Annotated in this window: 12 protein-coding genes and 2 pseudogenes; 13 read left to right on the top strand and 1 reads right to left on the bottom strand. The window is 52.4% G+C overall.

Annotated features, from left to right (window positions below):
* Positions 1 to 6: 6 nt before the first annotated feature.
* Both HBO19_RS25710 and HBO19_RS25705 read left to right on the top strand, forming a co-directional pair.
* On the top strand, positions 7 to 2163 hold the full coding sequence (locus HBO19_RS25710) for a hypothetical protein (RefSeq protein WP_170058556.1): 2157 nt from the start codon (positions 7 to 9) through the stop codon (positions 2161 to 2163).
* Between the two features lie 9 nt (positions 2164 to 2172).
* Positions 2173 to 2628, top strand: coding sequence for a hypothetical protein (locus tag HBO19_RS25705; protein WP_170058555.1), 456 nt, complete (start codon positions 2173 to 2175; stop codon positions 2626 to 2628).
* A gap of 497 nt (positions 2629 to 3125) precedes the next feature.
* On the opposite strand, the pseudogene HBO19_RS28620 reads toward HBO19_RS25705, so the two are convergent.
* Positions 3126 to 3270, bottom strand: a pseudogene (locus HBO19_RS28620) (transcriptional regulator); the annotation flags it as partial.
* Between the two features lie 449 nt (positions 3271 to 3719).
* Between HBO19_RS28620 and HBO19_RS25700 the strand changes: the two are divergent.
* The 11 genes and pseudogenes from HBO19_RS25700 (at position 3720) to HBO19_RS25650 (ending at position 13986) form a co-directional block, all read left to right on the top strand.
* The gene (locus HBO19_RS25700; protein ID WP_046071036.1) at positions 3720 to 4718 is read left to right on the top strand and encodes an ATP-grasp domain-containing protein; all 999 of its coding nucleotides are present in this window, start codon (positions 3720 to 3722) and stop codon (positions 4716 to 4718) included.
* 78 nt (positions 4719 to 4796) lie between these two features.
* A complete protein-coding gene (locus HBO19_RS25695; protein WP_170058554.1) occupies positions 4797 to 5936 on the top strand; it encodes a trypsin-like peptidase domain-containing protein in 1140 nt (379 codons plus the stop codon).
* Between the two features lie 73 nt (positions 5937 to 6009).
* Complete coding sequence (locus HBO19_RS25690; protein ID WP_170058553.1) at positions 6010 to 7137, top strand: phosphoribosyltransferase domain-containing protein; 1128 nt, start codon at positions 6010 to 6012, stop codon at positions 7135 to 7137.
* Positions 7127 to 7885 (top strand): trehalose phosphatase, encoded by a 759-nt coding sequence (locus HBO19_RS25685; RefSeq protein ID WP_170058552.1) that lies wholly within the window; start codon positions 7127 to 7129, stop codon positions 7883 to 7885. Before HBO19_RS25690 ends, HBO19_RS25685 begins: the two co-directional genes overlap by 11 nt.
* Positions 7878 to 8972, top strand: coding sequence for a cysteine protease StiP family protein (locus HBO19_RS25680; RefSeq protein WP_046071040.1), 1095 nt, complete (start codon positions 7878 to 7880; stop codon positions 8970 to 8972). The genes HBO19_RS25685 and HBO19_RS25680 overlap by 8 nt, the downstream gene beginning before the upstream one ends.
* Positions 8972 to 9922: an HpcH/HpaI aldolase/citrate lyase family protein gene (locus HBO19_RS25675; RefSeq protein WP_169865920.1), complete on the top strand. Its 951-nt coding sequence runs from the start codon at positions 8972 to 8974 to the stop codon at positions 9920 to 9922. The genes HBO19_RS25680 and HBO19_RS25675 overlap by 1 nt, the downstream gene beginning before the upstream one ends.
* Positions 9919 to 10591 (top strand): annotated as a pseudogene (locus HBO19_RS25670) (HAD-IB family phosphatase). Before HBO19_RS25675 ends, HBO19_RS25670 begins: the two are co-directional and overlap by 4 nt.
* 82 nt (positions 10592 to 10673) lie before the next feature.
* Positions 10674 to 11261 (top strand): TerD family protein, encoded by a 588-nt coding sequence (locus HBO19_RS25665; protein WP_046071042.1) that lies wholly within the window; start codon positions 10674 to 10676, stop codon positions 11259 to 11261.
* Complete coding sequence (locus HBO19_RS25660) at positions 11261 to 12442, top strand: TerD family protein (RefSeq protein WP_170058551.1); 1182 nt, start codon at positions 11261 to 11263, stop codon at positions 12440 to 12442. Before HBO19_RS25665 ends, HBO19_RS25660 begins: the two co-directional genes overlap by 1 nt.
* Before the next feature lie 45 nt (positions 12443 to 12487).
* Positions 12488 to 12937, top strand: a complete 450-nt coding sequence (locus tag HBO19_RS25655) for a tellurite resistance TerB family protein (RefSeq protein WP_069553158.1) — start codon at positions 12488 to 12490, stop codon at positions 12935 to 12937.
* A gap of 44 nt (positions 12938 to 12981) precedes the next feature.
* Positions 12982 to 13986 (top strand): TerC/Alx family metal homeostasis membrane protein, encoded by a 1005-nt coding sequence (locus HBO19_RS25650; RefSeq protein WP_170058609.1) that lies wholly within the window; start codon positions 12982 to 12984, stop codon positions 13984 to 13986.
* The last annotated feature ends 7 nt before the right edge of the window (positions 13987 to 13993 follow it).

The raw sequence follows: 13993 nt of genomic DNA, 5'->3' as shown, positions 1-13993 counted from the left end.
CTTCCTATGAGCGAGAGTTTATTAATGTTGGAAGTGCCTATCGCACTACACGAGCTTACGACTTCCGTCTCGAAAGTATTGAGCCCCGAAATTAATGTTTTTAGCGATGATTGGGATATTTTGGATTGGGTTAAAAGGCCCGGAAATTTAACTGTTTTAACTCTTCGTTTTGGCCGCCTTAAAAACAATGCTTTGAGGATGGTGGCGAAAATTTACATTGCAGCTAAGCGAGTTCAAGTGGGAATTGCTGATGGCGGAGCTTTCGCGATTATCGAGGCATTGGTAAGGCTTGATTCGGTGATTGGTGATAAAACGATTGCCCAGATTAACCTTCTCGATTTTATCGCAGTTGAGAATACTTATATCGAGCGCGGGATAGTAGGAAAAGTATCAAGCCTATCCAATCTCCAAGCCTTCTCTAAATGGCTACAAATGAGGCTTGGATTAAGGATTTTATATACAGCACCAAAGAGCCGTCTTGAGTATGGAAGGCATGGGTCTGAAAGTGGAAGGCAGAAAAAATTGCTGCCGACGGAGGTTCTTCGAGATATTGTCGCATTGGTTAATCACCCGGAATTGGAGCTTCGTGACAAGTTTTTCATTAATGCATTATTGATAAATATTGCATTGGGATGCAGAATTAATGAATTAGCGTGCCTTCCGTTGGAATGCTTGATAAAACTTCAAGGGAGATGGGCTTTTAAAGTTTTTCCTGAGAAGGGTGGTACGCTTTTGTATAGACCTTTCCCTCAGGAAATGTATCCTGCGGTCAAAGCAGCAGTGACTTTCATCGCTAAGACGACAATGGAAGGGCGACATATAGTTAAACAGCTACGATCGGCTCCGCGCCTAGATTGGAAGAAAATACTGAGTTCGGACCAATCGCTAAGGTACTTTTCGAAAAAATTTGCATCCGAATGGACAAAAGAACATAGGCTGTTCACGCCAAAAGGAAGCTATTATTTTTCAACCGGACAGTTCGTTGACGCTATAGGATTACTAGAGCGATTCAAGAAGCCATCGAAGGCAGCGGCGTACCTCTGCACTACAACTCGCGTTTTTAACCGTTTGTTAAATAACCAGATAGCGATGTCACAAAAGGTTTATCTGTATGAGAAAAGTTGGGATGAACTTGCTCCAGTGACCTGTGAAGTTGAAAACTGGCAGAGGAAACTGCGGATGCACCCTCATTCGATAACCGCGAAGTGTATGGAAAAAAATTGCGGGGTGACTGTCTCTGCGAGAAGTTGGATGCGGGAAGTAGTGAGAGGGGTATTTGATGATGCATTATTATGTCAGCTCCAAGATAAAGTATACCCGTTTGAACGCGACTTTAAATATGAGGAGGAGTTCTATTGCTCGATCTCGCCGACAATTCGTGCGAACTCGAAAACGTTATTAGAACCTGAGGACTCGTTGTTCGTTATTTCGCGTAATCTTTTGACCTATTCAAAATCCGTAAGGTCGAACGAGTTTAGAAAAGTTAGTGACGGGATGTTCATAAGTTGGTTGGGCGGTACGTCAGCACAGGGTGGCTCACTATTTAGAAAATTTGATATCCTTGATCCGCGAACAGGCACTGTTGCAGAGTTTACTTGGCATGATATCCGTCATTGGCTCAATACTGTATATAAGCAGGGCGGGCTTTCGGACGCTCAGGTGAATATTATTTTAGGACGAGCGGATTATGCTCAAGCTCAAATATACGACCACACCTCGGCATTAAGTAGATCACTTATACTTCAAGATATGATGCAGCGCGTTAGGGAGGACAAGGCGGTGGGATTGATACAGACTACGTTCAATAATCTTAAGATAGCAGATCGTAAGGCGGCCGAAGATTATCTTACGGCTGCTATTCGTGTTATCAACCCAATGCCTCATGGCGGGTGCGCTCATAATCTTGCACTCAAGCCTTGTCAAAATCATCTTTCCTGTTTGGCAAAGGGAGGTGATGGCAAGCCCTGCGAGGTGCTTATTGTAGACTCGCAAAATGAAAAGCAAAGGTCTGAAATTCAGCGAATAGCTCATGATGCGAGTTTGATCAGAGTTCATATAGTCAACGCCGGCGGTGAGTCAAGTCCCCAATATAAGCATTTTGAAAGCGTGGAGCAGTCAGCTAACTTTCTGCTGACAGAGATTTTTAAAAAGAGTAATCATTGAGGAGGTTGTATGAATTACAGGGGGGAAAGGCTCAAGGAGTATCTAAGAAGTAAGCTGTTGGAGTTAATTGTTTTTTATCGCGATCGCTCTGTGCAGTATACATACAGCCAAAAAGAATTCTCCATTTACGCAGGAGTATCAAGGGAGACAATCAGGAAATATCAATTTGAGATTGATGTCGTATTGCAATCTTCACTTATCTCTAAATGGGCATTTGATAAAGATGCCAAGTGTAGGAATTTGCAGGAGAAGATTTCAATACTTCAATGTGAGTTAAATAAGGTTGATAAAATGTATGTGGCGATGCGAACTCAGTATATCGGTATTTTAGAAGCGTTGTTAATGCACTCTATAGATATTCGTGCTTTAGTCGTCCGGTCTCCTGATACGCTGAAGGTGGAACACGCGTATAACGAATGCGTTCTATGTAACTCCGTTGTCTGTGATGAATTGCCGCTCGGTTAGGACCGTATCCGAAACTTCACGACACTGACGTGTTGTGATTCAAAGTACTGATTCTTCTGAGTCCTATGTTGCCACCAATAGTATTCGCATGCAATTGAGTGTCGAAAACTTGTGGGTTTATTCAAAGATATAATTCGCTTCCGTATTGCTAAAAATATATTCGCGCCATGATTGCCACAATATTCATCATCCTGGGTATTTTGACTGAGCGTATTGGGCGTCAGTCAAGAGGCGGGCTTAGCTAGTAGGAAAGTCTGAGAAATCATGTCAGCAACCGAATGAAAAAATTTCTATGCCCAGTGACCCCATTGCTCCACAAATCACCACCGCAAGACCAGTGCATCGGATGGCGTAACAAATGTGCCCAGCACCCAGACTGACGTCCGGTCTCGGCGCACCGCCTATTTAATCTGAGCGGTGGTTATTACACGAACTGCCTCCAAGTAGTCCAAGATTTCTTCCGCATCCACCGGGTCAGTTTTTAATCAGCGCCAACAGTGCAGTTTTACAGCCGTTCCTGCCATGTGGTACATAATAAGTACGCGCGAGCTGCAATCGGCTTGGAGTCGCGGAAACATATCGTGTGTCCGCGTTTTGGCTGATCACCATGAGGGCCTCAATAGCTTGGGCCACTTGCGCTTCTACTGGTTCAAAATTTGAGAACGGTACGGGGTGAGCTTCAGTTACCCTGCAGCTTCATACGCTGAAATAGAATGTCTGTGGACGACTTACTTGATATCGGTGCAAAATTGCCAAGGAAATGTTGTGGTCGGTGCCCATTCTGAACTGGACTCGACTCAAAAGTGACAATGCTATTTGTTCTTCTTCGGCGGACCCCGCTTAGTTTTGCCTCACCACTACCGTCCCTAATTACTTTACGAGCGCAGGAACCGCATGCAAGCGGTCCAGTTTAAACCTGAAAACCAAATTGTGGATGGGAGCTTGTCTTGTGATGACGCTCTCCTGAAGGAGCGCGCTGAATTGCCTTGACGCTACCGCAGCACTCGTTATGTTTTGGTTGACCATCGGATGCTGTCAGTTCCCGTCATAGGGTTTGACTGTCAGTGCACATCTACAAGTGAGATTAAAACATGATTTGGTTTCTCGAAGGGCAGTCTAGCCAGCGCGACATTATTCAAGGCGCACGTGATGCGTTGCCGCCTGACGTGAAGATATTTGCCTCGCATCGAGACGATCGTCCTGAAATCACGGCCGGTGCCGATATCAGCTTTACCGAGCCTCGTGGTGATGAAGAGCGGATATCGTGGGTGATTTCAACTGCACGCACCTATGGCATCAAAGTAATCCTGGCAGGTCGACTGGGTGGCGTCTTTGAGCAGGCCCGAACACGCTTCGAGCAAGCTGGGTTGGTTCTGGTAACCGGCGGGATGTCGATGCGAACTTTCGATCTTGTCGACGACAAGAGCAAATTCACCGTTGAAGCTGAGCGCGCGGGTTTGGCCTGCGTGCCAGCGATTACTGCTACGAATGCTGATGAAATGTTTGCTGCATACAAAACCCTCGCCGCGTCGGGTGAGGTATGCGTGAAACCCGCAGTCGGCATTTATGGCCAAGGCTTTTGGCGTTTCAAGGAAGGCGCCGATCCCTTCCGTTGTTTTGCAGATCCCGATGCGCGAGTTGCGAATTTCGAAACCTACATGCATGCGTACTGTGATGGAGGGTCGCCGCCGGCGATGCTTGTCATGCCTTACATGGCTGGGAGCGAGTGTTCGGTCGACATGGTCTGCGAGGCTGGACGAGCGGTGTCGTTCGTAGCCAGAAGAAAGACTGGTGTTCATCAGATCTTTGAGAAGGAAGGTCGGGCGGTCGAGCTCGCACTCAAAGCGGCCGAGCATTTCCAATGTGACGGCATCGTGAATGTTCAGACGAAGGATGATGTGCACGGTCATCCCCACTTGTTGGAAATCAACCCGCGCTACTCTGGTGGCGTTGGTTATACCCGGGAGGCTGGCGTCAATTTGGCGGGTATATTTGCTACGCGCCGCCTGAATCTCCCTGAGCCAGCTACCGTTTGGCGGCCAGACGTACGTGTGAAAGGGGTCACCGTTGCAGCTGTAGTGCCAAAATGACATCCTGAGGCATTGAGAAACCTGAAGTTTGGTACCATTGCAGCGCGGTGGTTTTAGCACTTAAGGAGTAATCAAGGAATGATGGTGCTCGCGCCAGGCGCAAACACTGCGGTATCAAGTGCACGGAGTGAATGGACTCTGGAATGCGGGAACTCCTCGGCTTTCGGGGAGTACGCTGCGATTGCCATACTGCCGGTAAATGACAAACGCCAACCCACTGGTGAGGCTGCCCTATTTCAGACGTCACAGTCTTGGATGGAGTGGAGCGGCGACCAAGCAAAGGTTGGTTGTAAATTGAACTTGTCAGCCCTCCCGTCCGGTAGCGATCGGCTACTTCTCATCGCATACACTTTTTCTGCAGCAGGACCGGTAAGCGATCTTCGTTCGTTGCACCTACTTGTTGACGAACAGATTGAATATAGGTTGGACCTTCGCGATAACGGTGAAGCGGCGATCATTATCGGCGAATTCTACATCCGCAATCAGCAATGGAAGTTTCGCGCACTGGCTGAGGGTTCGGCTTATGGTTTAGCCGCTCTAGGCCGCCGCATCGGGATCGATATTAATGACGCTCATCCAAAAGGGCGCAGTAGCTCTGCGGAGGCTGACCGCGCACGAACGTGCGCAACCGGCACTGGTTTCGCCGTTTCCCAGCACCATGTGCTCACCTGTGCTCATGTAATCGAGGGCATGAGTGACATATTCATTTCCTCCTTTGAAGGTCGTTATCGTGCAGAGCCGGTCGTCGTTGATCAGCGTAATGACATCGCTCTCCTCAGGGTGATGGAGTCCCCTGTCCTCAGATCTGTCTCTTTTAAGGACGGCTCCGGCTGCGACTTGGGCGAATCTGTAGTCGCGCTGGGTTTCCCTATGTCGGGTTTCGCCGGCGGTGGTGTCCACGTGACCCAGGGCGGTGTGTCGGCGTTGTTTGGCCTGCATAACGATTCTAGCCTTCTACAATTTACTGCGGCTATTCAACCTGGCTCTAGCGGATCTCCCTTATTTGATTCGACAGGCGCTGTTATCGGTTTGGTAACTTCTACAATGCCTGATGCTCAAAATATGAACTTTGCCGTTAAAGCGTCTTTGCTCCTCTCCTTTCTGGATGCGTGCCGCATTGATGCAGTTCAAGCATCCAGCAGCAGGACGTTCACAACTGCTGAATTAGCACGTTCGGCCCAAGCATCTATGTGGCGCGTCGAAGCCAAGAATTTTTAGCCCCTATTTTGACTTTAAAGCTGCGGAAGAGACGTTAGGTTATCGACCTCACGCTACCCTAGGAATTTGTTTCATGGAATGTAACGCAGTTAAACAAGCTCTAAGCGCACAACTGATGCGCGGGCGTCTCGATGTCACTGTCGATGCCACACATATCGACCCGGACTCCTTGTTCGGTTTTGCCGAGCGCCGTAATCCAAAGCGTGCGTTTCTTTTCGTGTCCAAAGTACTCGGTCGCCACATACCTGTGCGGCCTTCGATCATGAATTCAAGCTTCAATAGCCTCGCTTCACAAATTCCTGACGACCTGCCTGGGCCCGTACTCGTTATCGGCATGGCTGAAACAGCAGTTGGCCTGGGTGCTGGTGTGCATCGCGCATACAGCGCGACGCGCCCGGACACGGTTTACATGGTCAGCACACGCCACCCTACTGGCAATGACCTGTTCGCCCGTTTTGAAGAAGAACATAGTCACGCCAGTGCGCACCTCATTCATTTGCCGATCGATGCCGACGTTCGGGAAATGATGTTAAATGCCCGTTCGCTAGTGCTGGTCGACGACGAAGCCTCGACGGGCAAAACCTTCATCAATCTTCACCGTGCGCTGGTCGATGCCGGCCTGACTCAGGTAGAGCGCGTGGTGACGTGCGTACTGACGGATTGGTCTGGCGATGCGGTGCGCAAAACCATCGGTGACTCTGCTCATCAGGTTTCGCTGTTGCAGGGGTCGTATACCTTCCACGAGGACGCTGATGCGCCGCTGCCGGAAATGCCGGCCGTGGGCAGCATCGAGCCCGGAGTGTGGCCGTTGTCGACGGAAAGCGATTGGGGGCGCCATGGTATTCGCTGTGTAGAAGACACTTTGGCTCTCGATCTGAAAGTCAAAGCGGGTGAGCGCGTACTCGTGGTTGGTACCAGCGAATTTGTCTGGCGTCCGTTTTTGCTTGCCGAGCGCTTGGAGCGTGCTGGTGCTGATGTGCATTTCAGTTCGACCAGTCGCTCACCAATCGCACTGGGCCATGCCATCGGTCACGCGTTGTCGTTCGCGGACAACTACGGTCTCGGTATCCCCAACTTCCTCTACAATGTCAGCCCAGGGCAATTTGATCGTGTCCTTATTTGCTCGGAAACACCTGAGCAGGCTGTGTCCGCCGCCCTGATAGAATCCCTGAGCGCGGAGGTGATTGTCGATGGTCAATAAGCGCCCCCTCGCCCTGGTCGATCTCGACGACACCCTGTTCCAGACTGCTCGCAAAATGCCAGAAGGTTCTCAGCGGATTACTGCGACTCTCGATATCGAGGGACAGCCCAATGGCTACATGAGTACGGTCCAACACTCCCTCGCCCAGTGGCTCCTGTCCACGACCGACGTGGTCCCAGTTACAGCGCGCAGCGTTGAAGCATTCAGTCGTGTGAAACTGCCTTTTATGCACGGTGCCGTCTGCTCGCATGGCGGCGTGATCCTTGGTGCTGATGGAAAGCTTGACGAGGAATGGCAAGCTCGCATGAGCGATGTTCTTGCTGACTATCAGAATCGCTTGCCAGGCCTCAGTGAAGCAACCCTTGCCATTGGCAAGGAGCTTGGTATTTCCTTGCGCGGATGGGTTGTCGAGGAAGAAGGCCTCCGCCACTACGTGGTGACCAAGCACAACGAATCCAATGATGAAGTCCTGCAAACGGTTCTCGCTGAAGTACAGGCCCGCGGTTTATTGGAAGGCATGCACATCCACGGCAATTCCAACAACCTCGCGTTCTTGCCGCAGGGCCTGTCGAAGGAAGTGGCTGTTCAAGAATTGTTGCGCCGTGATCGTAAGGCCCATGGTGAGCGTCCGGTGCTGGGCTTTGGGGACAGCATCACTGACCTCGGTTTCATGCGGGAGTGCCATATGTGGGCGACCCCAGCGCGTAGCCAATTAGCCAAGCTGGTTGGAGGGAAAGTCCATGACTAAGGCTATTGCAGGTCTGGTTACCGTTGGGAGCGGCAGCTATGCAGCAGATGATGTTCAGTTCCTGCTGCAGGCCGTTCAGATGGAGACCACTGATGTCTTGGAGAAGGAGCGGCTGATTCAGTCGAAGCAGAAGCACTACTCCGAAATGATCAGCCTTGAGAGTGCGCCGACTGACGTGCACAAAGCCCTCTACGAGCGCGCACTCGAACAAAACGGTACCCGCATGGCCATGGACGTTCAGTCCCTGGCGCTGGCGCTGAGCGAGGCATGCACGGGCCCGTCTATTGTGCTTGTGTCGTTCGTTCGTGCTGGCTTGCCGCTCGGCGTGTTGTTGCGTCGGGCCCTGCTCGACATGGGTCGAGATGCGCACCACTACGGAATCAGCATTGTCCGAGATCGGGGGATCGACAAAGTCGCCCTCGAGGCCATCATTCAGGCACATGGTTCCGAGAACATCGTCTTCGTCGATGGCTGGACAGGGAAGGGCGCAATCTCTGGCGAGATTCAGCGCAGCCTCAATCGCGACTCGCGCTTCCCTGAGGAACCCCGGCTTGTAGTGCTGGCAGATCCCTGCGGCCGGGCGTGGTTGTCCGCGTCGGCTGATGACTGGGTTATGCCCTCCGGCATCCTTGGTGCGACGGTTTCTGGTCTGGTTTCGCGCTCCATATGGCCCGCAGATGGAGGCCTGCATGGTTGTGTGGTTTATGACCATCTGCGTGAGCACGATGTAACCCGCGAGTTCATCGAGCAGATCGAGGAGAAGCGAAAGGCACTGGGGACGGTTCCTCAAGCCTCTCCATGGACCGATACCCAGCGTTTTGAACTGCAGGGTGCAGCTTCGCACGTAGTCAAGTCTCTGGCCTCCCAGTTCGGCATTACCAATCTCAATCGAGTAAAGCCTGGTATTGCCGAAGCAACACGCGCGGTACTGCGTCGCGTACCTGATCACGTCTTGGTGCGCAGCCGTAGCGACAGTGATGTTCAGCTGCTCATGCACCTGACTGAGGGCGCTGGGGTCGCTGTGGAAGAAGTGGGTGCTGCATTAGGCCCTTACCGGGCGGTAACCATCATTCGGAGTGTGAGCTGATGAAAGTCCTTTCTCCTTACGCCCTGGGGGCAACGCTTTACATGCCGGCCACACGTGCGGATCTGCTTGATGTGGTTTTCCGCACAAAACTTCCAGAACTACGTTCTTTGGTCGTGTGTCTGGAGGATGCGATCGCGGAAATTGACGTCGACACGGCGTTGAGAAACCTGAATGGCCTGCTGACCGCGATCAACGAGCGCGGTGGGCGTCCGTCCGATGGTCCGCTGCTGTTTGTTCGTCCCCGAGACTCGGTGATGGCTGCTGTGCTTAATGATTGGCCTTTGATGGCCCACATTGATGGGTTCGTAGTGCCGAAATTGACCCTGCGCAACCTAGGGGAATGGGAGCAGGCCGTTACGAACCCGGCGTTGTACCTCATGCCGACGCTGGAAACTACAGACGTGTTCAACCCTGTGGCAATGGTCGAGTTGGGCCAGGCGCTGAAGGCGAGCCTGAATAAGCGGATTATCGCCCTACGTATCGGTGGGAACGACCTGATGGGAAGTCTTGGACTTCGAAGGAATCCTGCAACAACGCTCTATAGCACCCCTATGGGCTACGTGATCCCAATGTTGGCAGGCGTCATGGGATCCCAAGGTTTCGCACTCACGGCACCGGTGTTCGAGCAACTCGCGACACCGCATTTGCTGATGGAGGAGCTGGAACTCGACATCGCCCATGGCTTGGTAGGCAAGACGGCGATTCATCCATCGCAGATCAGCACGATCCAGGACACGTTGCGCGTAAGCCTCGAAGACCTCAACTGCGCGAAGATGATTGTCAGTGACGTTGCTCCTGCAGTGTTCAAGCACAACGATGCCATGTGCGAGCCTGCGACCCATTACAAGTGGGCGGTCAACATCCTTGAGCGAGCGGAATGGCACGGAGTTCGTCAGCCGGATGTAGGTCCTGTCGAGGCGCCTATCCGCTTGGCTGAGGCCCTGCGATGACATTGAAAGCTGACAAAGCAGCCACGCAGCGAACACAGGTGGTGCCGGTCTTAGACTTCGACGGCACACTGACTCGGCGCGATAGCTTCGTTCCTTTCCTGAAGTTCGCTTTCGGAAGCATCGGATTTAAACGAGGCATTTTGCGGCTTGCGCTGCCAAGCGTCCGATTCCTGACTCGGGATTTGAAACGTGAAGAGTTGAAGGCACAGCTGATCAGTACGTTTCTTACTGGCGAGGATGTGAAGTGCTTTCAAAAGCGAACCGTGAAATTCTGAGGGTTGTATTGGGTACAGCTCATGCGGCCTTCAGGTTTAGAATCTGTCGCAGTTGAGCTAGAGGCTGGTGCTGTCGTTGCTCTCTGCATCCCCAGCGTTGATTGTCCAGCCTTTTGCAGATCGCCTTGGCATCAAGGTGATCGGTACCGGGCTTGAAGTGGAAGACGGTCTGTTGAACGGGCGTATGACTGGCAACAACTGTAGATGCGAGAACAAAGTGCTCAGACTTGACGCTGTGTATGGGTCACTTGGCAATTACCGGTTTAAAGCATGGGGCGACACCCGCGGCGATTTCGAGTTGTTGGCTGCGGCGCAAGAAGCATACTGGCGAAACTTTCATCCCGCATGGTGTCGACTTCGACTGCGGGCAGATAGCAGCGGGAATGGGGCGTGAGCAATGTCGCGCACGCCAACCTGCAAGTGACGGTCAACGCTGACCGGCACATGAACACAGACGACCAACAAGGAGCGTAACCATGGCACTCACCCTGCAAAAAAAACAATCCATCTCCCTGGCTAAAACGGCCGGCAGTTCGCTTACTAGCATTAGCCTAGGTTTGGGTTGGGACCCGGTAAAGCCGGCAGGCTTCCTTGGCAAGATGTTTGGTGGCAGTACAGAGATCGACCTCGACGCTTCCTGCATTCTGCTCAACAGCGACTTTCAGAAAATCGACCTGGTCTGGTTCCGCCAATTGAAGTCCCTGGACGGATCGATCCAGCACTCCGGTGACAACCGTACAGGCGATGGCGATGGGGATGATGAGACGATCCATGTTGACCTGCAACGTCTGCCTTCAACCGTTAAGTACCTTATCTTTACTGTGAATTCCTTCACCGGCCAGTCATTTGAGAAGGTCGAAAAGGCCTACTGCCGTATCGTGAATGGCAGCAACAACAATGAGCTAGCACGCTTCAACCTATCGGAAAAAGGTGGGCACACCGGAATCGTCATGGCGAGCCTGACCCGCGAGAATGGTGACTGGGAATTCAAGGCAATCGGTACGACCACGAATGGTCGAACTGCCGACGACCTGATCACTCTGGCCGTTCAGGCGCTGCGCTAATGGCGAATCTCGTACCTGGTGGTAATGCGCCGGTTGCCAGCGGCCTGCTTCGCGTTGATATCAATTACTCGCCAATCCCAGGGGCCGACATTGACGTCTCGGCCTTCGCACTGGGCGCCTCGGCCAAAGTCCGAGGCGATGGCGACATGTGTTTCTATGGCCAGCCTCAAATTCTGGGTGGCGCCGTTCAGCTGACCGAGTCCTCGGCCGGGCGCGCAGTGTTCTCCCTCGATACGAGTCGTCTTGAGTCTGCAGTTGAGAAAGTGGCCCTTACCGCCACTATCTACGAGAACAAGGCGAGCTTTGAGCGCGTGTCACAACTTTCGGTTGTGGTGACGGGTGGCATTGAAGCCCAAATCCCTACTGGCGGCATGAAGGAAACAGCACTCATCCTCGGCGAATTTTATCGCCGAAATGGTGACTGGAAATTCCGCTGTGTGGCCCAGGGCTTCAATGGCGGCCTTGAGCCGTTGGCCAAGCACTTTGGTGTAGAGGTCGCCGCACCAGCGCCGGCCCCAGCACCTGCCCCCGCTCCTGTGGTACAAACGCCACCGCCTGCTCCGGCCGCTGCACCTAAATCTACGATCAGTCTGAGCAAGGTCACCCTCGATAAAACACGATCGTCTATCAGTCTTGAAAAGACTGCAGCCGGTTTCGGCGAAATCAAGGTGAACTTGAACTGGAACAAAGGCAGCTCGGGCGGGTTCTTCAAGCGAAGCCAATCCGTCGACCTGGACGTTGGTTGCCTGTACGAACTGCAGGACGGCGAGAAGGGAGTTGTTCAAGCCCTCGGAAAATCGTTCGGTAGTCTTACACGTGAGCCTTTCATTCAGTTGATGGGTGACGACCGTACTGGCTCTGTCGCTGGTGGTGAGTGGATGCACATCAACGGGACCAAGTGGAGTGAAATCCGCCGGATCTTGGTCTTCGCCTTCATCTACGAGGGTGCTCCGAACTGGAGAGAAACCGATGGTGTTGTGACCATTTTCATCCCAGGCCAACCTGAAATTGAGGTGCGTCTCAATGAAGAAGGCGGCCGTGAACCAATGTGTGCCATTGCGATGCTTGAAAATGTGAACGGCGCCGTTAAGGTCTCTCGGCGTGTGGACTTCCATCGAGGTCACGCAGTTATGGACAAAGCTTACGGCTGGGGCATGAACTGGCGCGCAGGCTCCAAATAGAAAATCTGGCAGGGTCTGTCGACCCCGCCCTTGGAGGAAAACAACATGTTTGCATGGCTTAAACAAAACGTAGTTGCAGCGCGTGAAGCACTGACTACTGAAGTTTCGAAGTTCAAGAACCAGAAATTTCTTGATGCGATGACTGCGAATTGCGCGCTCATCTCGGCGGCGTCAGGTGGTATATCTTCTGAAGAAAAACAGAAGATGACCGGCTTCATTCAAAACTCGCCTGAGTTGAAAGTGTTCGACATGGGCGATGTGATCAAGGCGTTCAACGCACACTGCGAAAAGTTCGAGTTCGATTTTCAGCTTGGCCAGGCCGAAGCACTGAAGGTTATCGGCAAGATCAAGAACGATGCTGGCGCTGCACGCCTCTTGGTTCGCGTCGGCTGCGCCATTGGTGCGTCTGACGGCGACTTCGATGACAAAGAAAAAGCAGCGTGCCGCTTGGTCTGCCTTGAGCTGGGCCTTAACCCAGCTGATTTTGAACTTTAAGGAGCGGTACTTTGGACACTCACATCGGTTTCCCTCCGCTTACCATGGCGGTATTCGTCGGGATCGCACTCAGCGCGCTTCTCCTCGACATGGTCACTCACCGCGGTGACAAGCCAATTTCCCTGGCTAAGGCTTCGATTTGGTCGATCTTCTGGATCGCTATCTCGTTAGCGTTCGCCGGCTTCCTATACGTACAGCACGGCCCGGAAGTCGCCAGCCTGTTTGTAACTGGCTACGCATTGGAAAAGGTTCTGAGCGTCGACAACCTGTTCGTGTTCATGGCGATTTTCGCCTGGTTCAAAGTGCCGGATGGCATGCGTCACCGAGTCCTGTATTGGGGCATCATCGGCGCCATCGTGTTCCGCGGCATCTTCGTAGCCATTGGTACCGGACTGTTGGCTTTCGGTCCGTGGGTCGAAATCGTCTTCGCAGTAATCGTGGCATGGACCGCAGTTATGATGCTGCGCGCCGGCGGTGATGATGACGAGGAAGAGGACTACTCCAAGCACATGGCTTACCGCTTCGCACAGAAGCTGTTCCCTGTGTGGCCGAAACTCTATGGCCATAACTTCTTCGTCAGCCGTAAACAGCTTCAGGTTGAGTTGAAGAAGCCTGAAAACAAAGGCATGACCCTGGCAGCAAAAGGAACAATTTTTGCTACCCCGCTATTCCTTTGCCTTGTTGTGGCTGAAGTGTCTGACGTCCTGTTCGCATTCGACTCTGTGCCGGCGGTAATCGCGGTTAGTCGTGAACCGCTGATCGTCTACTCAGCCATGCTGTTTGCGATCCTGGGTCTGCGTACCATGTACTTCGTGCTCGAAGCGCTGAAACGCTACCTGGTCCACCTGGAAAAATCTGTAGTCGCGCTGCTGTTCTTCATCGCCATTAAACTCGGCCTGAACGCAACCGACCACATGTTCCACCATGGCTACACAATCGATGCAAACACCAGCCTGCTGATCGTTATGGTTGTACTGGCGATCGGTGTGATTGCAAGCCTTGTCTTCCCAGGCAAGGAAGAAGCTCAACCTGAAACCGCTGAAAAATAGCCCATAC

It is taken from the genome of Pseudomonas sp. WS 5021, assembly GCF_012985535.1.
Taxonomy (GTDB): domain Bacteria; phylum Pseudomonadota; class Gammaproteobacteria; order Pseudomonadales; family Pseudomonadaceae; genus Aquipseudomonas.
This window is presented reverse-complemented; position numbering and strand designations above follow the sequence as displayed.